Here is a 20558-nt window from a genome sequence, read left to right on the forward strand (position 1 = left end):
ACCTCACGCTTATCAGGCGTGCGCTCTAACCAGCTGAGCTATAGGCCCACATAACGGTAAAGTTATATGCTTTTCAATAAGAGATTACTCTCTCAAAACTGAACGAACAAATAAAGACGTCTTTTAATGAAGATAAACTTCATTTCATCCTTAGAAAGGAGGTGATCCAGCCGCACCTTCCGATACGGCTACCTTGTTACGACTTCACCCCAATCATCTGTCCCACCTTAGGCGGCTGGCTCCAAAAGGTTACCCCACCGACTTCGGGTGTTACAAACTCTCGTGGTGTGACGGGCGGTGTGTACAAGGCCCGGGAACGTATTCACCGCGGCATGCTGATCCGCGATTACTAGCGATTCCGGCTTCATGCAGGCGAGTTGCAGCCTGCAATCCGAACTGAGAATGGTTTTATGGGATTGGCTAAACCTCGCGGTCTTGCAGCCCTTTGTACCATCCATTGTAGCACGTGTGTAGCCCAGGTCATAAGGGGCATGATGATTTGACGTCATCCCCACCTTCCTCCGGTTTGTCACCGGCAGTCACCTTAGAGTGCCCAACTGAATGCTGGCAACTAAGATCAAGGGTTGCGCTCGTTGCGGGACTTAACCCAACATCTCACGACACGAGCTGACGACAACCATGCACCACCTGTCACTCTGTCCCCCGAAGGGGAACGTCCTATCTCTAGGAGTGTCAGAGGATGTCAAGACCTGGTAAGGTTCTTCGCGTTGCTTCGAATTAAACCACATGCTCCACCGCTTGTGCGGGCCCCCGTCAATTCCTTTGAGTTTCAGCCTTGCGGCCGTACTCCCCAGGCGGAGTGCTTAATGCGTTTGCTGCAGCACTAAAGGGCGGAAACCCTCTAACACTTAGCACTCATCGTTTACGGCGTGGACTACCAGGGTATCTAATCCTGTTCGCTCCCCACGCTTTCGCGCCTCAGCGTCAGTTACAGACCAGAGAGTCGCCTTCGCCACTGGTGTTCCTCCACATCTCTACGCATTTCACCGCTACACGTGGAATTCCACTCTCCTCTTCTGCACTCAAGTCCCCCAGTTTCCAATGACCCTCCACGGTTGAGCCGTGGGCTTTCACATCAGACTTAAAGGACCGCCTGCGCGCGCTTTACGCCCAATAATTCCGGACAACGCTTGCCACCTACGTATTACCGCGGCTGCTGGCACGTAGTTAGCCGTGGCTTTCTGGTTAGGTACCGTCAAGGTACCGGCAGTTACTCCGGTACTTGTTCTTCCCTAACAACAGAGTTTTACGATCCGAAAACCTTCATCACTCACGCGGCGTTGCTCCGTCAGACTTTCGTCCATTGCGGAAGATTCCCTACTGCTGCCTCCCGTAGGAGTCTGGGCCGTGTCTCAGTCCCAGTGTGGCCGATCACCCTCTCAGGTCGGCTACGCATCGTTGCCTTGGTGAGCCGTTACCTCACCAACTAGCTAATGCGCCGCGGGCCCATCTGTAAGTGATAGCCGAAACCATCTTTCAGCTTAAGGACATGAGTCCAAAAGCATTATCCGGTATTAGCTCCGGTTTCCCGAAGTTATCCCAGTCTTACAGGCAGGTTGCCCACGTGTTACTCACCCGTCCGCCGCTGACTTCAGGGAGCAAGCTCCCAGAAGTCCGCTCGACTTGCATGTATTAGGCACGCCGCCAGCGTTCGTCCTGAGCCAGGATCAAACTCTCCAAGAAAGAGTTGATTAGCTCTTGTGTACATAATGTACATTTTGATTCCGAAGAATCTTTTTTAAACGTTGACGTTTTATTGTTCGTTCAGTTTTCAAAGAGCAATTTCATTAACTCCGCCGCTCAGAAGCGACTTTATTAATATATCATGTGTGCATTTCAATGTCAACAAGTTTTTTTAATTCGTTTTTTTAATATGTCTTTCTTGCTGACTTGAATTATTATATCAGCATAAAACCTATATAGCAAGGGGGTTTTTATATTTTTTATAAAATAATTGTTGTGATTACTCTAACCAGCAAAACCTTTAAGTTAAGCTTTTTTACGCCTAATACCCTCTATTTTATTTAATCTTTTTAAGACTGTTCCATATCTGCAGCGAAAGATATGGGAAAGAACCTAGAGGGGTAGTATAAGAACGGCAGCTTACGAGAAGTTAATAGATAGTTAATGGAATGATTTTATTGGTTAACTATAAACCCTAATCCCTACTGGTGGTATATCAAAAAAAAACCGCCAATGGCGGTTTACGATAAAACTTCTTCAATATATATCTGGCGATGACGCTCTAAGTGAATGATTTCTCCTGATTCATCTAACTTAACAAGTGGTCTTGTGGGAGACTTTTCCTCATTAAACAGCACATGAGCTACCTGTCCATCTGAAAGCTTAACCTTACTGCCCACAGAAAAATTCATCATACCTGAAGCAACTGCTTGAATAGCCGTAATATCATATTTTCCAAAACTATCTTCCAGCAGTAATTCTAACACTTTAAATGGGGACTGCTTTCTTCTATATTGCCTTTGAGATGTCATAGCATGAAATACATCAGCAACAGCAATAATTCTAGCAACTTCATTTACTTTCTGATCACGGTCCCCTAGTGGATAGCCGCTGCCATCAAGACGTTCATGATGCTGAATGATCCCAGCTTTAGTCAAATCACTTAAAGAAGAAATATTTTGTAACATTTTGTAGCTATAAATTGAATGCCTTTTAATCTCATCAAATTCCTCAGCTGTAAGGGATCCTTTTTTATTTAAAATGGAAGGTTTAATCTTTGCCATGCCACAGTCGGATAAGCAACCGCCCAAAGCAAGCTGAATGATTTTCCCCTTTTCCATATTTAACTTTTTGCCTATATATGCGCTGATAGTTCCAACAGCGACTGCATGCTGATAGATATATTGTTCTTCAGTAGACAAATGGTACAGAGAAAAAATATCTGCTGATGTTGCTTCCTCCATTTTTTCGATAAGAGGCAGCATAAAATTACGGATTGTTTGAATTTCTACTGGCATTCCAGATTGCCATCCCTTAAATTCCTTCTCATATTGCTGAGCTGCGTGAAGGAAAACAGCAAATAAGGTCTTATTATCATCAGTAACTTCCAATGCAGCAAGCTCATCTTTTATATTTAATGAGGGAGCAAATGGAAGTCCAGTAACGAGGGTGTTAGCCACATCTACCTCTTTAACAAGGAAAGCCTTTAACACATCCATAATTTCTCTTGTTACGACTGAATTTTTACTTATGATCGGCCGATTAGAGAGACTAAAAACATCTTCTGTTAAAATACAGCCTTCTTGAAGATCTTCAATCTTTATTTGCACTACAATACACCTCAGTAATTAGTTATAACAATAGTTTACTTTATTTCACTAAAAAAGAGGAACACATTTTTGTGTTCCTCCCATTTAAATAAAATTTACTCTTCACCATCATCATTAACTTCTTCAGTGTAATCATTACTGTTTTCTAATGGCTTTGTAAGTTCATCTTCTGACTTCTCTTCATCTTTTTCAACTTTAGCTACTGTCGATACGGACTCATCCACATTTTCATCCAGACGAATAAGTCTCACACCTTGTGTGTTACGTCCCATTGTCGAAATATCACTTACGGCCATCCGGATGAGAACCCCGCCGGTTGTAATCAACATAAGATCCTCTTCGCCAGTGACTGCCTTCATAGAAACTAGACTTCCGTTCTTATCTGTAACATTACATGTTTTGATCCCTTTTCCGCCACGGCCCTGAACACGGTAATCCTCGGCCGGTGTGCGTTTTCCGTAACCCTTTTTCGTAACAATTAGAATTTCTGTATCTTCTTCCAGGACTTCCATTCCAACAACGGCGTCATCTTTGCCAAGTGTAATTCCTTTTACACCCGTCGCAGTTCTGCCCATTGAGCGGACATCCTCTTCTGGGAATCGAATCAGCATTCCATTGCTTGTACCAATGATGATTTCTTTTGTGCCATCCGTAAGTTTAACAGAAATAAGCTCATCATCTTCACGCAAATTCAATGCAATTAACCCATTATTTCGGATATGAGCAAATGAAGACAACGGTGATCTTTTTGAAATTCCTTGTTTAGTCGTAAAGAACAAGAACCAATCGTCTACAAAATCCTCCACTGGAATGATGGCATTAATCCATTCATCTTTTTCAATGCCTAGGAGATTGATAATCGGAATCCCTTTAGCTGTACGGTTATATTCTGGAATCTCATATCCTTTTGAACGATATACTTTTCCTTTGTTTGTGAAAAATAGAATCGTATCATGTGTCGAAGTTGTAATGAGATGTTCAACAAAGTCATCTTCATTTGTGCCCATTCCCTGAATTCCTCTGCCTCCCCGTTTCTGTGCGCGATAAGTAGAAACAGGAAGACGTTTAATATAGCCTTTATGTGTTAACGTTAAGACAATATTTTCCCGAGGGATTAAGTCTTCATCCTCAATCATTTCAAGTCCGCCTGATACAATCTCAGTACGTCGTGTATCATTAAAGCGATCTTTAATCTCAAGCAATTCTTCGCGGATGATTTCAAGAACCTTTTCTTCATCAGCCAATATTGCTTTTAATTCAGCGATCAAAGCAAGCAGATTAGCGTATTCTTCTTCGATTTTCTCACGCTCTAAACCTGTTAAACGCTGCAGTCGCATATCTAAGATAGCTTGAGCTTGCTTTTCTGAAAGGCTGAATTCTCTCATTAAGCCTTCTCGGGCAATATCTGTCGTTTGCGAGCTGCGAATTAAACTAATAACTGCATCCAGATTATCAAGAGCAATTCTTAAACCTTCTAAAATATGAGCTCGTGCCTCTGCTTTTCGCAATTCAAATTCTGTTCTTCGGCGAATGACGACTTGCTGATGATCCAAATAATACTGAAGACATTGCTTAAGGTTCAGCACCTTCGGCTGGCCATCAACAAGTGCCAGTAAATTGATTCCAAAGCTTGTCTGCAGAGCCGTTTGCTTGTACAAATTGTTTAGCAGAACGTTTGCATTTGCATCTCTTCTGACTTCAATTACAATTCGCATACCGTTACGGTCAGATTCATCTCGCAAATCGGTAATTCCATCAATCTTTTTATCTCGTACAAGCTCAGCAATTTTCTCAATGAGTTTTGCTTTATTCACTTGGTAAGGAATCTCATTAACGATTATTACTTCTTTGCCGTTTGATTTTTCCTCAATTTCTACCTTTGCACGAAGAGTGATGGATCCGCGGCCAGTTTCATATGCTTTACGGATTCCGCTTCTTCCTAAAATAAGACCGGCCGTTGGAAAATCCGGACCAGGGATAATTTCCATTAACTCTGGCAATGAAATCTCAGGATCTTTACTGATCGCTAAAACACCATCAATAACTTCTCCAAGCTGATGAGGCGGAATATTTGTTGCCATCCCAACGGCAATTCCTGATGTACCATTTACTAATAGATTAGGAAAACGGGCAGGAAGCACAACCGGTTCTTTTTCTTCACCATCATAGTTATCCTGATAATCAATCGTATCTTTATTGATATCGCGTAATAGCTCCATTGAGATCTTAGACATGCGAGCCTCTGTATAACGCATTGCTGCAGCGGAGTCTCCATCTACTGATCCAAAGTTGCCATGTCCATCAACAAGCATGTAGCGGTAGTTAAAGTCCTGCGCCATCCGCACCATTGTCTCATAAACAGCTGAGTCACCATGCGGGTGATATTTACCGATTACATCCCCGACAATACGGGCGGATTTTTTATAAGGCTTGTCCGAATGCATTCCGAGGTCATGCATAGCATATAATATTCTTCGATGAACAGGTTTAAGCCCGTCTCGGACATCTGGCAATGCACGCGAAACAATAACACTCATCGCGTAACCAAGGAATGATTCGCGCATTTCCTCGCTAATATTTCTTTCTTTAATTTGGGACCTTGGCGTTTCAGCCATTTAAAGAACCTCCCTTTACTAAGGGCCTATGACCCTTAATTGTTTTATATGCCAGCTATGTAAAAGCAGGATAGAATTTCTCTATCCCGTTCTTATATATCTAAGTTTTTAACGTATTGCGCGTTTTCTTCAATGAAGTTACGGCGCGGTTCTACTTTATCACCCATTAGAATTTCAAACGTTTCGTCCGCCTCAATAGCATCCTCAAGACTAACTTGAAGCAATGTACGTGTCTCAGGATTCATCGTTGTTTCCCATAACTGATCAGGATTCATCTCTCCAAGACCTTTATAACGCTGTACATTTGGTTTTGGTGCGCTTGGCAAACTGCTCATGACCGTATCAAGTTGGGCATCATTGTAGGCATATTCAATTTTCTTGCCTTGCTGTATTTTATAAAGCGGTGGCTGTGCAATATAAATATAGCCAGCTTCAAGAATTTGTCTCATATAGCGGTAAAAGAATGTTAACAGCAGTGTGCGGATATGAGCTCCATCCACGTCAGCATCTGTCATAATAACGATCTTATGATATCTAGCCTTGGCAATATCAAAGTCTTCGCCAATGCCTGTTCCGGCAGCAGTGATCATAGCACGAACCTCATTGTTAGATAAAATCCGGTCTAATCTTGCCTTTTCAACATTTAAAATCTTTCCGCGCAGCGGAAGGATCGCCTGGAAGTGACGGTCACGGCCTTGCTTTGCTGAACCGCCAGCAGAGTCACCCTCAACGATATACAATTCTGAAATAGCGGCATCCTTAGAAGAGCAATCCGCTAATTTCCCCGGCAGACTAGACACTTCAAGAGCACTTTTTCTTCTTGTAAGCTCTCTCGCCTTTTTAGCGGCTAAACGGGCACGTGCAGCCATTAATCCTTTTTCCACAATCTTACGGGCCACTGATGGATTTTCCATTAGAAACTTCTCCAATGTCTCAGAGAAAATGGTATCAGTTGCAGCACGAGCTTCTGAATTTCCTAATTTCGTTTTTGTTTGTCCTTCAAATTGCGGATCTGGATGTTTAATGGATACAATCGCTGTAAGTCCTTCGCGGACATCCTCACCAGACAGATTGGCATCATTATCTTTAAACACACCATTTTTACGCGCATAGTCATTAATGACCCTAGTCAGCGCTGTTTTAAAGCCAGATTCGTGTGTTCCGCCCTCATATGTGTGAATATTGTTGGCAAACGAATAAATATTGCTTGTATAGCTATCGTTATATTGCATGGAAACTTCAACAGCAATGCCTTCACGTTCACCTTCAATATAAATTGGTTCTTCATGCAATACCTCTTTTGAGCGGTTTAAATGCTCAACATATGATTTAATTCCGCCCTCATAAAGGTATTCACTCTTTTTATTTTCAACACGCTTATCTTCAATCGTGATTTTTAATCCTCTATTCAAGAAAGCAAGTTCTCGAATTCTGTTTGCAAGTGTCTCATAATCATACTCTAATGTTTCCTGGAAGATCTCGCTATCAGGCTGAAAATGAATAACAGTACCAGTATGGTCTGTTTCACCGATGATCTTTAAATCTTCAGCAGGAACACCGCGGTGGAATTTTTGGTAGTGGATTTTGCCGTCACGGTGAACATGTACTTCAAGCATCGTTGATAAGGCATTTACTACAGAGGCACCTACACCATGCAATCCGCCTGATACTTTATATCCTCCGCCGCCAAATTTACCCCCAGCGTGAAGAACGGTTAGAATAACCTCCACAGCCGGACGCCCCATTTTTTCATGTATACCAACAGGGATACCCCGTCCATTGTCAATAACAGTAATACTATTATCACTCTCGATGATTACGTTTATCTCTGAACAAAAGCCGGCTAATGCTTCGTCAATACTGTTATCAACTATTTCCCAGACTAAATGATGAAGTCCTTTCGCACTGGTCGAGCCGATATACATCCCTGGTCTTTTTCTAACAGCCTCTAAACCTTCTAGAACTTGTATCTGATTCTCATCATATGATTGCTGTTGCATGGCTTCTTGCTCCATTGACACATCGATCACCTACACTTTCCATTCACATAACTTCATTTTTAAAATCTATATAAAGAATGACATATGCCAATCGAATTAAAATTCTGGGACAGTCATTTTTCCTGAACGTCTTTTTAAAGTATTGGAGGACAGTGGGGAAAAATAAACTTTTTCAGTTGTAATTACAACCGATTTGAATCCGCTTTTCGAAAGATTTACTGCTTCTTTCTCATAACGGCGCAAAAACTCTTCTGCGTACGGAGAAGAGCTCGAGCTTTCTTTATCAATAATGGCTACAATATCCTTTGCACGAACTAACACATCTTCACCTACATGAATGTACAAATTATCACCTCATTGAATGATTTTTATCGTCCCTGCTTCCACATTAAAAGCTGCAGCTTCCTTCAATGTCTGATGATCAATCCCATCTACACTTGTTGTAGTGACGAAGGTCTGTACCTTCCCCTGTATGGTGTTTAATAAATGTGATTGCCGATAGTCATCCAGCTCTGATAGTACATCATCAAGCAGCAGGATCGGATATTCCCCTATTTCAGCATGAATAAGTTCAATTTCAGCAAGCTTGACAGACAATGCTGTTGTCCGCTGCTGTCCCTGTGACCCAAATGTTTGAACATCTCGGTCATTTACATAAAAAAGCAGGTCATCACGGTGAGGACCAAACAAGGTCATTCCCCGGTCTATTTCTCGCTTTTTCACCTGGAAAAATTTCTCTTCATATACTTCTATCATCTTCGACAAGTCTTGGTCTTCTGATACATCTGCCGACGGTTTGTACTTAATTTGCAGCGTTTCAAGCCCTCTTGAAATGCCTTCATGAATAGGTATGGCCCATTTTTCAAGGAGATGGAGGAATTCATAGCGTTTTTTAATGATCTTTGCGGCTGCAGAAATGAACTGCTCTGTTAAAATATCTAGCATTGTTTCATCTGTCTGCTTCCGAGTCTGCAATAATTTTAAATAATGATTCCGCTGCTGCAGCACCTTTTGATATTGGCTTACTGCATGCAAATAGACTGGTGATACTTGTCCAATTTCCATGTCAATAAAACGACGCCTTACTTGAGGACTCCCTTTTACTAAATGGAGATCTTCTGGCGCAAACATAACAACATTCATATTTCCGACATATTGGCTCAATTTTTGCTGTTCCAAATGGTTGCATTTAGCTTTTTTACCTTTTTTGGAAATCACCAGCTGCATGGGAAGCGGACCGCTGCTTTTCTGGATCCTGCCTTCTATTTTAGCATATTCTTGATCCCAGCGAATAAGATCTTTGTCATTTGAGGTCCGGTGTGATTTTGCCATGGCGAGAACATAAATCGACTCCATCACATTTGTTTTCCCCTGTGCATTTTCCCCTAGAATGACATTTACTTTATTTTCAAAATTCAATTCTAATTGTTCGTAATTTCGGTAATTTTTTAATTGCAGCTGCTCTATATACATAGGCTACATCCTTATTTAATCCGTTACAACAAACGAACCATGATCAGGTATCTCGATTGTATCACCGGCTCTAAGCTTTCTGCCGCGGCGCTGATCCTGTTCACCGTTTATATAAACTTCGTATTCACTTAGAAACCATTTAGCCATCCCGCCTGTTTGAATGACGTCCGCAACCTTTAAAAACTGGCCAAGCGTAATAAACTCTGTTTCAATTTTTATTTCCGTCATACTTTCACTCTTTCTTATGAACTGACTTGAATGGAACATCTGCACAATATATTAAACAAGGATCATATTCTGCATCTAATATTTTATTGTACTAAATAATTGCAAGATACACAAAAAAAGTTAAACAAATAATCCAATCTTCATAGTTAGTAAAGAAGCTCACTTCCTTCTTTCTTTAAAAAGCAGATTCAAAACACACAAATATCCTATTCTTTAGCTGAAAATTAAAACTGCCGGAATGACTGCCGGCAGTTTTGTTGATTGGTGTACTTTTAGTATGTTCTTACAGGAAGGATCAGCTGCAAAATGGAATCATCATTTAGCGGTTTAATAATAAATGGTCTCATTGCACCAGTGAAGCTGATATTGATATCGGTACCTTCTAACGTTTTTAAGGCATCCATCATAAATTTTGCACTAAAAGATATTTTTAGATCCTCTCCTTCAATAGAGGAACTCTGCACCTCTTCAACAACCTTTCCAATTTCAGGTGTATTGGAGGAAATCTCAACCACGTTATTTTCAATTATTGAAAATTTAACGACATTATTTCTTCCCTCTCTTGCCAGAAGAGAAGCACGATCAATAGCCTGTAAAAATTCTTTTGTTTGAACGACTACTTCAGTTTTGCTGTCAGTTGGAATTAACCTTGAAGTATCAGGGTAATTTCCTTCAAGTAATCTTGAGAAAAACAGTAAGTTTTCAGCTTTAAACAACACTTGATTCTCTGTAATAACAATTTCAACTGGTTCATTTTGATCATCCAGGATCTTACTTAGTTCATTTAAGCTTTTACCTGGAATAACCACATTGTATGAATCCTCTGCTATTGTCTCAATCCGCGCTTTTCTTAAAGCGAGTCTATGACTATCTGTTGCAATACAGATTAACTCGCCATCTTCGACCTTCCAGTTTACACCTGTCAAGATAGGGCGTGTTTCTGAGGTGGACACTGCAAAGACTGTTTGTCTGACCATTGCTTTTAGAAGATCGGTTGGGATTTTAAAAATATTATTTTCTTCAATTTGCGGAAGATGAGGATATTCTTCTGCATCTAGCCCATTTAAATTAAATTCAGAATTTCCAGAGCGAATTACCGTCTGCAAATGGTTTTCTACACGAATTTCAACTAAATCTGTCGGCAATTTTTTAACAATTTCGCTGAAAAACTTTGCCTGCAGAACAATGGCACCAGGCTGAATAATCTCAACAATCTCTGTATCATCTTGTTGAGCTGGTATAAATGATTCAATTGAAATATCTGAATCACTGCCTGTTAAAGCAACTCCTTCTTCATTTGCAACAATTTTAATCCCCGTCAGAATCGGAATCGTTGTTCTGCTCGGGACGGCTTTCATTACATCTTGAACACTTTGAACAAGACGGTCACGCTGGATGATAAATTTCATTTGAGATTCCCTCCGTTTTTAAGCATATTTTAAAAGCTATTGAATATATATTTTATTTAAAAGATTTTATAGAAGTACTAGTAGGGCTTGTTAGTATGTGGATAACTGCATTTTTGAATGGAAACACAGCCTATCCACATGTGGACAGACTGTGAGTAATAAAAGCAGAGTTATACACATTTTATTGACTCTTCTTGGCTAAAAAAAGATGCCCAAATGATATTTGGCAGCTAAGAAGGGTTGTACAGTGAACAATCAGAGAGGATTTAAAAAATCCAATTGCCTAATGATCCTTCACTTTATACTTTTAGCAATTCGTTGATTTCTTTAAGCTGTTTCTGGAATTGAGCATCTGTTTGCAGCATTTTAGAAATTTTTTCATGAGCATGAATGACTGTCGTGTGATCACGGCCGCCAAATTCTTCTCCTATTTTAGGCAGTGAGAAGTCAGTTAGTTCTCTTGAGAGATACATGGCAATTTGACGCGGAAATGCCACTGACTTGGTTCGTTTTTTGGCAGCAAAGTCTTCTAGTTTTACATTGAAATATTCTCCAACAATACGCTGGATTTCATGTATAGTAATGACTTTTGGCTTCGAGCTTGGAATAATATCCTTTAATGCTTCAGCAGCTAAGTCTGCGTTAATGTCTTTATTAATAAGCGATGAATAAGCAACTACACGTATAAGTGCACCTTCAAGCTCACGGATATTGGAGTCAATTTGGTTAGCAATATAAAGCATGACTTCGTTTGGAATATCGAGCCCTTCTGCTTTTGCCTTTTTACGCAAAATAGCAATCCTGGTTTCAAGATCAGGTGGTGTAATATCTGTGATTAAACCCCATTCGAATCTTGATCGCAGCCTGTCCTCTAGTGTTGGAATTTCCTTAGGTGGACGGTCACTCGAGATGACAATTTGCTTGCTTTCTTCATGCAAGGTATTAAAAGTATGGAAAAATTCCTCTTGAGTTGATTCTTTTCCAGCAAGAAATTGAATATCATCTATAAGTAAAACATCTACTTTTCGATATTTATTGCGGAAATCAATGGCTTTATTATCACGGATTGAGTTAATGAATTCATTTGTAAACTTTTCAGAAGACAAATAAACCACTTTTGCCTTTGGGTTATGGTCGAGAACATAATGGCCAATGGCATGCATTAAGTGCGTTTTACCTAACCCAACACCTCCATATATAAAAAGAGGGTTGTATGCTTTTGCAGGAGCTTCGGCAACAGCGAGCGATGCTGCATGTGCAAAGCGGTTACCGGACCCAATAACAAATGTATCGAATGTATTTTTAGTATTAAGCATATTAAAATGCGGTTCGGGCTGTTCTTCTTCTGTGTTTCTTCTTTTGACTGGTAGTGGAAGATCATCCTCTTCTTCATTCTGGTTTTGAGGAATAATGAACTTAACCCCCAGTTCCTCACCAGTTAAATCATATAAAATGCCGGATATTAATTGGGAATAGCGCTCTTCCAGCCAATCACGGGCAAACTCATTAGGAGCTTTTATAACGAGCGTGTCTCCTTGAAGAGAATGTGCTTTCGTTGATTTTAGCCATGTGTCATAGCTGGGTTTGCTTATTTTCTTTTCAATATTAGACAGCGCTTGGTTCCAAAGGTCCTCAATATTCTCCAATGTTTTCCCTCCTTTGCGGTTCGTTTCGTGCACAAAATGGGCAGGCTATAAATGCAGCTAACCTATAAATTTATAAATATACGAAACTGTGTATGTGGAAAAATATATAATAAGGAAGTAAAGTGGAATTTCGACAGTATCCACTGTCTGTGGACAAAGTTTTACAAAGGGCTTGGATAACCTGTCCACATGTTATCCACAATCTGTGGATAAAGAAGATATTCACAGTGTGTTATTAAGTGTGAAAACACAAATATGATAACAGATAATAATAGACGTTGCAATGTTTTTTCAAACGTTATCCACAAGGTTCAGTCCTTGTGCACAAACATTGTCCACAGGTAGTGGTTCTGTGAAAAACCTGTCTATATGTGGTGTGGATAACATAAAATTTGTCGAAAACTCATCCACAAACAAAAATGGGTGAGTTTTCATCATTTTCAATTCTAAAAATTCATCTAGAGAAGGTATTGAAAAAAAAGTTGGCCAGCTGGTGAAAAATCCTTGAAAGCTGAATTTAAAATTAGCTATCTATAAGAAGGCGACTTAAATTGGCCCATTTTAAGCAGATATTTGTTCCATAAGAGAAATTACCGGATTTGCTATGAGATAATAACAACAAAAGTATCTAGTAAGAGGATGTCTTAACTTCAAAAATTTATTCAAATAAAGAAGGACAGTTTTCGAATCGGAAGATCTCAGACGAAAAAAAGAAAAAATTTGCAGATGACAATTCGGGAAAAAAAGGTTAAAATTCTAAGGTATGCATTTTACAGGCTGAAGGTGGAGTTGACATTCTAGGGGTGTCATCTATATAATTAGAAAGACTGTCTTAAACAGCTATTCCTCAGGGAGGTGTCATATAATGAAAAGAACTTTTCAACCAAATAAACGTAAAAGAAGTAAAGTTCACGGATTCCGCAGCCGCATGAGCAGCTCGAACGGACGTAATGTCTTAGCTCGTCGCCGCCGTAAAGGAAGAAAAGTATTATCTGCTTAGGCCACTGAAACGTCAGTGGTCTTTTTTCTACTATCTTGTAGTATGAATTCAAATGTAAATATAAATAAATTGCAAAATATATATATCTAAAGGAATGGCTATAATAAAAGCTAACGTCCATATAATTATCACGAAATATGGATTAATTTGCTTCGTTATTGTTCTCTGTTCATTACGATGAGCAGACGAGAGATAGCGGAGCTTTGCATGAAGAAGGTGTAAATGACGATGAAAAAAGAGTTTAGGGTAAAGAAAAATAAAGAATTTCAAGATGCCTTTAAAAAAGGCAAGTCATTTGCAAATCGGCAATTTGTCGTTTATTCCCTAACGAAAAGCAGCCAGGAGCATTTCCGAATTGGTTTGTCAGTCAGCAAAAAGCTCGGCAATGCTGTAAAGCGCAACCAAATTAAACGCTATATACGTCAAGTTTTTCATGAATTGGACGGGGAACTGAAAAATGAGTTTGATTATATTATTATTGCCAGAAAACCAGTTGCTGAAATGGATTACCATGAAGTAAAAAAAAGTTTGATTCATGTTTTAAAGCTCTCGAAGGTATTGGATCGAAGCTTTAATGGAAATAATGCAAAAAACATATAGTTATGGATTCTCTTTTAATATAGTAAGACTTCTATTGTAAAAGATGTTAAAATACAATACATATGGCCAGTTGTTCAAAGAGAAGAATGTGTAATTGAGGAAATTGGATTTTATCTAAGATAGAATCGGGGTCAGAGTTTACGCATTTTCTTGGGAAGGCACATTTTTTGCCCTGGATGGACAGGCTTGAAATAGAAAAAAATAACTATGTATTTGGCATTAAGGAGGAAAAAACGCTTGAAGAAAAGAATACCGTTAATAATTGGTTTAATTCTTGTAACAGTCCTATTATCAGGCTGTACTGAATTTAATGAGCCGATTACATCTGAAAGTGAAGGATTCTGGAATGAATACATTGTATACCCGCTGTCTCTATTTATCGTAAAAGTTGCTGAATTCGCTGGAGGAAGCTATGGGTTATCCATTATTATTGTTACAATCCTGATCCGATTATTAATATTGCCATTAATGATTAAGCAAACAAGAAGCTCAAAGGCAATGCAGGCTCTACAGCCAGAAATGCAGAAGCTGCGTGAAAAATATAGCTCAAAAGATCAAAAAACACAGCAAAAGCTTCAGCAGGAAACAATGGCTTTATTCCAGACTCATGGTGTAAATCCATTAGCTGGATGTATGCCGCTCTTTATTCAGATGCCGATCTTAATAGGCTTCTACCATGCAATTTCCCGAACTAGAGAAATTGCAAACCATAATTTCTTATGGTTTGACCTTGGTGCACCAGATCCTATTTATCTTCTGCCGTTAATTGCTGGCTGTACAACATTCATTCAGCAAAAGATGATGATGGCAGGCACACAGCATACTCCGCAAATGGCTGTTCAAATGAACATGATGCTTTGGTTAATGCCGATTATGATCGTCATTTTTGCGATTAACTTCCCAGCTGCACTTTCTTTATACTGGGTAGTCGGAAATATCTTTATGATTATCCAAACATACTTTATTAAAGGTCCGGACCTGAAAAAAGCGGCTGTATCCGGAAATGCAGGAGGAGCGAAAAAGTGAACGAAATAACTGCTACAGGACAAACCGTCACGGAAGCAGTAAACTCAGCACTAGCTCAACTAAACACAACGAAAGACCGCATAGATATTACGATCATTGATGAAGGCAAAAAGGGGATATTTGGCATTTTTGGTTCCCGGCCAGCAGTTGTGAAAGCTGTTATGAAGCTAGATCCAATAGAAGAGGCAAAAAAGTTTTTATTGGATGTTGGTGAAAAAATGGGCGCGCTGATCGATGTTGAAGTGAAACAAGACGGAAAAAATGTTCAATTTATATTATCCGGAGATAAAATTGCCATCTTGATCGGTAAAAGAGGACAAACGATTAATTCACTGCAATATTTAACACAGTTAGTGATAAATCGATATTCTAATCAGTATTTCAATGTGCTGCTGGATGCGGAAGATTATCGCAAGCGACGAAATGACACGTTAATCCAGCTGGCGGAAAGGCTTGCTTCTAAAGCAGTTCATACAGGTCAGAAAATCGCACTTGAACCGATGCCATCTTATGAAAGAAAGGTTATTCATACAGCATTGGTTGCCAATAAAAAGATTAAAACATACTCAGCTGGCAGCGATCCACATCGTCATATTGTTATTGAACCATCAAAAAGTCGATCATAGATAGAAAAAACCCCAATCCATTGTGATTGGGGTTTTTTTCTTTGCAAAAAATGTTGAGTCATTCCTATTAAAAATAGTCCGTGAATATTGCTGGATTAATGAATTCTGCTTTCGTTTTATTGTTATTCACATGTGGATAAGTTAAAATAGAGCATATCAAATGGACGAATTGTGGATAAAATGATGATTAAGCTATTTTAGCATTGTGGACAATTGATTTTGTTTGCTTTTCTAATAGATACGGATATGATATGCTGAACTTTTGGGAAATAAAATTTACTCGATTTTAAATAGATAAATGCAGGATAAAGAGAGGTGAATATAATGTTGGAATTAGATACAATTGCGGCCATCTCGACGCCAATGGGAGAAGGAGCAATTGCGATTGTCAGATTGAGCGGTCCGCAGGCTTTTGACATTGCTGATGTATTATTCAAAGGTGTATCTGGAAAAAACGTGAAGGAAGTACCTTCACATACGATCCATTATGGCAATATTATAGATCCCAGCACAGGGCAAATTGCAGAAGAAGTAATGGTCTCTGTTATGAAGGGACCTAAAACTTTCACAAAAGAGGATGTAGTTGAAATTAATTGCCACGGCGGACTTGTATCTGTAAACCGTGTACTTCAGCTGCTGCTTAATCATGGGGCACGTTTAGCGGAACCTGGAGAATTTACAAAAAGGGCATTTTTAAATGGGCGAATAGACCTGTCGCAAGCAGAAGCAGTTATGGATTTGATCCGCGCTAAAACGGACAGAGCGATGAATGTTGCGTTAGGACAAATGGAGGGCAGATTATCAAAGTTAATTCGCGGCTTGAGACAGGAAATTTTAGAAATCTTAGCTCACGTTGAAGTTAATATCGATTATCCAGAATACGATGATGTAGAAGAAATGACCCATCATATGCTGCTTGAAAAATCTGCTTTTGTTAAACAAGAAATTGAAAAATTACTGAGAACTTCCCAGCAGGGGAAGATACTGAGAGAAGGTCTATCAACGGTTATCGTAGGACGGCCGAATGTAGGGAAATCTTCTTTATTAAATAGTTTAGTTCACGAAAATAAGGCGATTGTCACTGACATTCCAGGAACAACACGTGATGTGATCGAGGAATATGTAAATGTACGCGGAGTTCCGTTAAGACTGCTGGATACAGCGGGTATAAGAGAAACTGAGGATATTGTAGAAAGAATCGGAGTAGAAAAATCGAGACAGGTTTTAAAGGAAGCTGATTTACTGCTCCTTGTCTTGAATTACTCAGATGAACTCAGTGTGGAAGATGAAAATCTTTTCAAAGCTGTCGAAGGAATGGACGTTATTGTGATTGTAAACAAAACGGACTTGCCAGCAAAAATTGATATGGACAAGGTTCGTACCTTAGCAGGTAATCATAAACTTGTGACGACTTCCTTATTGGCAGAACAAGGTGTGGATGAATTAGAAGAAGCAATTGCCAGCTTATTTTTCAGCGGCTCAATTGAATCTGGTGATATGACATATGTTTCAAATACCCGTCATATTGCATTATTAAATCAGGCACTCAACACCATTAATGAGGCCATACAAGGTGTTGAATTGGGAACACCCATTGATATTGTTCAAATTGACCTAACAAGAACATGGGAGCTGCTTGGAGAAATCATTGGCGACAGCGTTCATGAAAGCTTAATTGATCAGCTTTTCTCTCAATTCTGCTTAGGAAAATAGGAAACATATTAGAGAATGAATTAAGAACTTTGTCTAGCAGCAGCGTCTAGCCCCTCGAGGTTTACTAGTCAGGGCTGAGCAAGGCGCTTGCGCTTTTCGTATAGAGAATAACGTATCATTATTTTAACTTTGAACAGTGTCTAGCTCCAGCGCCTAGACCCTCGAGGTTTACTAGTCGGGGCTGAGCAAGGCGCTTGCGCTTTTCGTATAGGAGGTAAGAACATGCCATATGAGGCAGGGAATTATGATGTAATCGTCATTGGTGCTGGGCATGCAGGTGTTGAAGCTGGATTGGCTTCAGCGCGTTTAGGTGCTAAAACGCTGATGGTTACGATCAATTTAGATATGGTTGCCTTTATGCCGTGTAATCCATCGGTTGGTGGACCCGCTAAAGGAATTGTTGTTAGAGAAATTGACGCATTAGGCGGAGAAATGGGAAGAAATATCGACAAAACCCATATCCAAATGCGGATGTTAAATACAGGTAAAGGTCCGGCTGTTCGGGCGTTAAGAGCGCAGGCGGATAAATTCACCTATCAGCATGAAATGAAAAAAACGATGGAAAACGAAGAGAATCTGACGCTTATTCAGGGAATGGTTGAGCGTTTAATCGTTGAGGACGGCGTATGTAAAGGTGTCATTACACAGACTGGTGCCATCTATCAGGCAAAATCAGTTGTTATTACGACCGGAACCTTCCTGCGCGGCGAGATAATTTTAGGAGAACTGAAATATTCAAGCGGACCGAACAATCAGCAGCCATCCATTAAGCTTTCAGAGCACTTGCAGGAACTTGGCTTTGATCTCGTTCGTTTTAAAACAGGGACACCCCCTCGTGTTAACAGCAACTCAATTGATTACAGCAAAACTGAGATTCAGCCAGGTGATGATGTACCCCGTGCATTCTCTTTTGAAACAACGAAATATATTACAGATCAGCTTCCGTGCTGGCTGACTTATACAAATGAACAGACACATACGATCATTGATGACAATCTCCATCGTTCACCAATGTATTCAGGCATGATCAAGGGAACTGGACCTCGCTATTGTCCTTCAATTGAAGACAAGGTGGTCCGTTTTAATGACAAACCTCGTCATCAAATTTTCCTGGAGCCCGAGGGCAGAAACACCCAAGAAGTTTATGTGCAAGGATTATCAACAAGCTTGCCTGAGGATGTTCAGCATAAAATCCTTAAGACCATCCCGGGACTTGAAAATGTGCAAATGATGCGACCTGGCTATGCGATCGAATATGATTCGATTGTACCCACACAGCTTTGGCCAACACTTGAAACGAAAAAGATTAAAAGCCTATATACTGCAGGTCAAATTAACGGCACATCTGGTTACGAAGAAGCGGCTGGCCAAGGGTTGATGGCAGGAATGAATGCAGGCTTAAATGCACTGGGCAAGGAAGAAGTGATATTAAGCCGTTCTGACGCTTATATTGGTGTACTAATTGATGATCTCGTGACAAAGGGGACAAATGAACCGTATCGTCTATTGACTTCACGTGCAGAATATCGTCTGCTGCTGCGCCATGATAATGCAGATCTGCGCTTAACTGAATTGGGTCATAAGGTTGGCTTAATTAAAGAAGATCGTTTTGCTCGTTTCACAGCAAAAAAACAAGCAGTTGAAGCAGAAAAAGAGCGTCTAAAAACACTAATGATTAAACCAACAGCCCAGGTTCAGGAGCTGATTCAATCACTTGGAGGCAGCGAGCTAAAGGATGGCATCCGTGCAGCTGACCTGCTAAAGCGCCCTGAAATGAACTATAGTCATATTAATCAGCTAGTTCCGGCAGACATACAGCTGGATGGAGATGTGACCGAACAGGTAGAAATCCAAATTAAATATGAGGGTTATATTGAAAAGTCTCTTCAGCAAGTAGATCGGCTGAAAAAGATGGAAAATAAGAAAATCCCTGAGAATATTGATTATGATGCCATTAATGGACTAGCTTCAGAGGCAAGGCAGAAATTAAAAGAAGTTCGGCCGCTTTCGATTGCACAGGCGTCAAGAATTTCCGGCGTCAATCCGGCGGATATCTCCATTTTACTTGTTTATTTGGAGCAAGGCAGAATTGCAAAAATAGCAAACGACTAATCTGCTAATAGCGAGAAAGGATTGTCCGATGAACACGACCGAATTTACTGAAATGCTTGCGGCGAAAGGGATCTCCCTTTCGTCTGAGCAAATCAGACAATATGAAATTTATTATTCTACTCTCGTTGAGTGGAATGAGAAAATGAATTTAACAGCAATTACGGATAAAGAAGAAGTATATTTAAAACATTTCTACGATTCCATTTCCGCAGCCTTTTATTATGATTTTAATGAACCGCTGCATCTATGTGATGTAGGGGCTGGAGCTGGTTTTCCAAGCATTCCGATAAAAATTGCTTTCCCGCATTTACATATAACGATTGTAGATTCACTCAACAAAAGAATTGGGTTTCTAGAGCATTTAGCCAAGGAGCTTAACCTGACAAATGTCCGCTTTATTCATGATCGGGCGGAGACCTTTGGACAAAATCCGAATCATAGACAGTCATATGATGTTGTTACTGCACGCGCCGTAGCACGGTTATCTGTGCTAAGTGAACTATGTCTGCCGCTTGTAAAGCAGGGCGGGACTTTTGTTGCAATGAAAGGGGCAAGTGCGCAGGAAGAGATCGATGCCGGAAAGAAGGCAATCGCAACCCTTGGCGGCCGCTTAAAGGAATGTCATACTTTTATATTGCCGCAAGAAGAAAGTGAACGAAATATTTTAATCATTGAAAAAGAAAAACAAACACCAAAAAAATACCCGAGAAAGCCTGGTACACCAAATAAAACACCCATTGAATAACAATGAATGATTGGTGTATTCTTCACATTGAAAAACATAAAATGTGCAAAA

The 20558-nt window shown here is 40.0% G+C and carries 15 protein-coding genes, 1 tRNA gene and 1 rRNA gene (1 of these 17 cut by a window edge); 7 read left to right on the forward strand and 10 right to left on the reverse strand.

Annotation, left to right across the window (positions count from 1 at the left end):
- The 10 genes from B7E07_RS00765 to dnaA all read right to left on the reverse strand — a co-directional run.
- Positions 1 to 48: transfer RNA gene (locus tag B7E07_RS00765), tRNA-Ile, on the reverse strand; it reaches 29 nt to the left of the window's first position.
- A 106-nt stretch (positions 49 to 154) separates the two neighbouring features.
- Positions 155 to 1704, reverse strand: a 16S ribosomal RNA gene (locus B7E07_RS00770).
- A 521-nt stretch (positions 1705 to 2225) separates the two neighbouring features.
- On the reverse strand, positions 2226 to 3314 hold the full coding sequence (locus tag B7E07_RS00775) for an HD-GYP domain-containing protein (protein WP_080843605.1): 1089 nt from the start codon (positions 3312 to 3314) through the stop codon (positions 2226 to 2228).
- A gap of 95 nt (positions 3315 to 3409) precedes the next feature.
- Complete coding sequence (gyrA, locus tag B7E07_RS00780; RefSeq protein WP_080843606.1) at positions 3410 to 5929, reverse strand: DNA gyrase subunit A; 2520 nt, start codon at positions 5927 to 5929, stop codon at positions 3410 to 3412.
- 92 nt (positions 5930 to 6021) lie between these two features.
- Entirely contained in the window at positions 6022 to 7944 is a 1923-nt protein-coding gene (gyrB, locus tag B7E07_RS00785; protein WP_080843607.1) for a DNA topoisomerase (ATP-hydrolyzing) subunit B, read from the reverse strand.
- Positions 7945 to 8025: 81 nt separating this feature from the next.
- The gene (gene remB, locus B7E07_RS00790; protein ID WP_080843608.1) at positions 8026 to 8274 is read right to left on the reverse strand and encodes an extracellular matrix regulator RemB; all 249 of its coding nucleotides are present in this window, start codon (positions 8272 to 8274) and stop codon (positions 8026 to 8028) included.
- 9 nt (positions 8275 to 8283) lie between these two features.
- The gene (gene recF, locus B7E07_RS00795) at positions 8284 to 9402 is read right to left on the reverse strand and encodes a DNA replication/repair protein RecF (RefSeq protein WP_080843609.1); all 1119 of its coding nucleotides are present in this window, start codon (positions 9400 to 9402) and stop codon (positions 8284 to 8286) included.
- Between the two features lie 15 nt (positions 9403 to 9417).
- Positions 9418 to 9630, reverse strand: coding sequence for a S4 domain-containing protein YaaA (gene yaaA, locus B7E07_RS00800; RefSeq protein ID WP_080843610.1), 213 nt, complete (start codon positions 9628 to 9630; stop codon positions 9418 to 9420).
- A 272-nt stretch (positions 9631 to 9902) separates the two neighbouring features.
- A complete protein-coding gene (dnaN, locus tag B7E07_RS00805) occupies positions 9903 to 11039 on the reverse strand; it encodes a DNA polymerase III subunit beta (protein ID WP_080843611.1) in 1137 nt (378 codons plus the stop codon).
- A gap of 299 nt (positions 11040 to 11338) precedes the next feature.
- Positions 11339 to 12685: a chromosomal replication initiator protein DnaA gene (gene dnaA / locus B7E07_RS00810; RefSeq protein ID WP_080843612.1), complete on the reverse strand. Its 1347-nt coding sequence runs from the start codon at positions 12683 to 12685 to the stop codon at positions 11339 to 11341.
- A gap of 865 nt (positions 12686 to 13550) precedes the next feature.
- Between dnaA and rpmH the strand changes: the two genes are divergently transcribed.
- From rpmH to rsmG, 7 genes are all read left to right on the forward strand, one after another.
- Complete coding sequence (gene rpmH, locus B7E07_RS00815) at positions 13551 to 13685, forward strand: 50S ribosomal protein L34 (protein WP_066441866.1); 135 nt, start codon at positions 13551 to 13553, stop codon at positions 13683 to 13685.
- Positions 13686 to 13913: 228 nt separating this feature from the next.
- Positions 13914 to 14285: a ribonuclease P protein component gene (rnpA, locus tag B7E07_RS00820; protein WP_080843613.1), complete on the forward strand. Its 372-nt coding sequence runs from the start codon at positions 13914 to 13916 to the stop codon at positions 14283 to 14285.
- 237 nt (positions 14286 to 14522) lie between these two features.
- Positions 14523 to 15311 (forward strand): YidC family membrane integrase SpoIIIJ, encoded by a 789-nt coding sequence (gene spoIIIJ / locus B7E07_RS00825; protein WP_080843614.1) that lies wholly within the window; start codon positions 14523 to 14525, stop codon positions 15309 to 15311.
- Entirely contained in the window at positions 15308 to 15937 is a 630-nt protein-coding gene (gene jag, locus B7E07_RS00830; RefSeq protein WP_080843615.1) for an RNA-binding cell elongation regulator Jag/EloR, read from the forward strand. The genes spoIIIJ and jag overlap by 4 nt, the downstream gene beginning before the upstream one ends.
- A 327-nt stretch (positions 15938 to 16264) precedes the next feature.
- Positions 16265 to 17650 carry a tRNA uridine-5-carboxymethylaminomethyl(34) synthesis GTPase MnmE gene (mnmE, locus tag B7E07_RS00835; protein ID WP_080849063.1) on the forward strand — a complete coding sequence of 462 codons (1386 nt, stop codon included), beginning with the start codon at positions 16265 to 16267 and terminating at the stop codon, positions 17648 to 17650.
- A gap of 222 nt (positions 17651 to 17872) precedes the next feature.
- Positions 17873 to 19762 (forward strand): tRNA uridine-5-carboxymethylaminomethyl(34) synthesis enzyme MnmG, encoded by a 1890-nt coding sequence (gene mnmG / locus B7E07_RS00840; protein WP_080843616.1) that lies wholly within the window; start codon positions 17873 to 17875, stop codon positions 19760 to 19762.
- 28 nt (positions 19763 to 19790) lie between these two features.
- Positions 19791 to 20507: a 16S rRNA (guanine(527)-N(7))-methyltransferase RsmG gene (gene rsmG / locus B7E07_RS00845; protein ID WP_080843617.1), complete on the forward strand. Its 717-nt coding sequence runs from the start codon at positions 19791 to 19793 to the stop codon at positions 20505 to 20507.
- Positions 20508 to 20558: the final 51 nt, after the last annotated feature.

This window comes from Cytobacillus gottheilii (genome assembly GCF_900166665.1).
GTDB lineage: Bacteria > Bacillota > Bacilli > Bacillales > Cytobacillaceae > Cytobacillus > Cytobacillus gottheilii_A.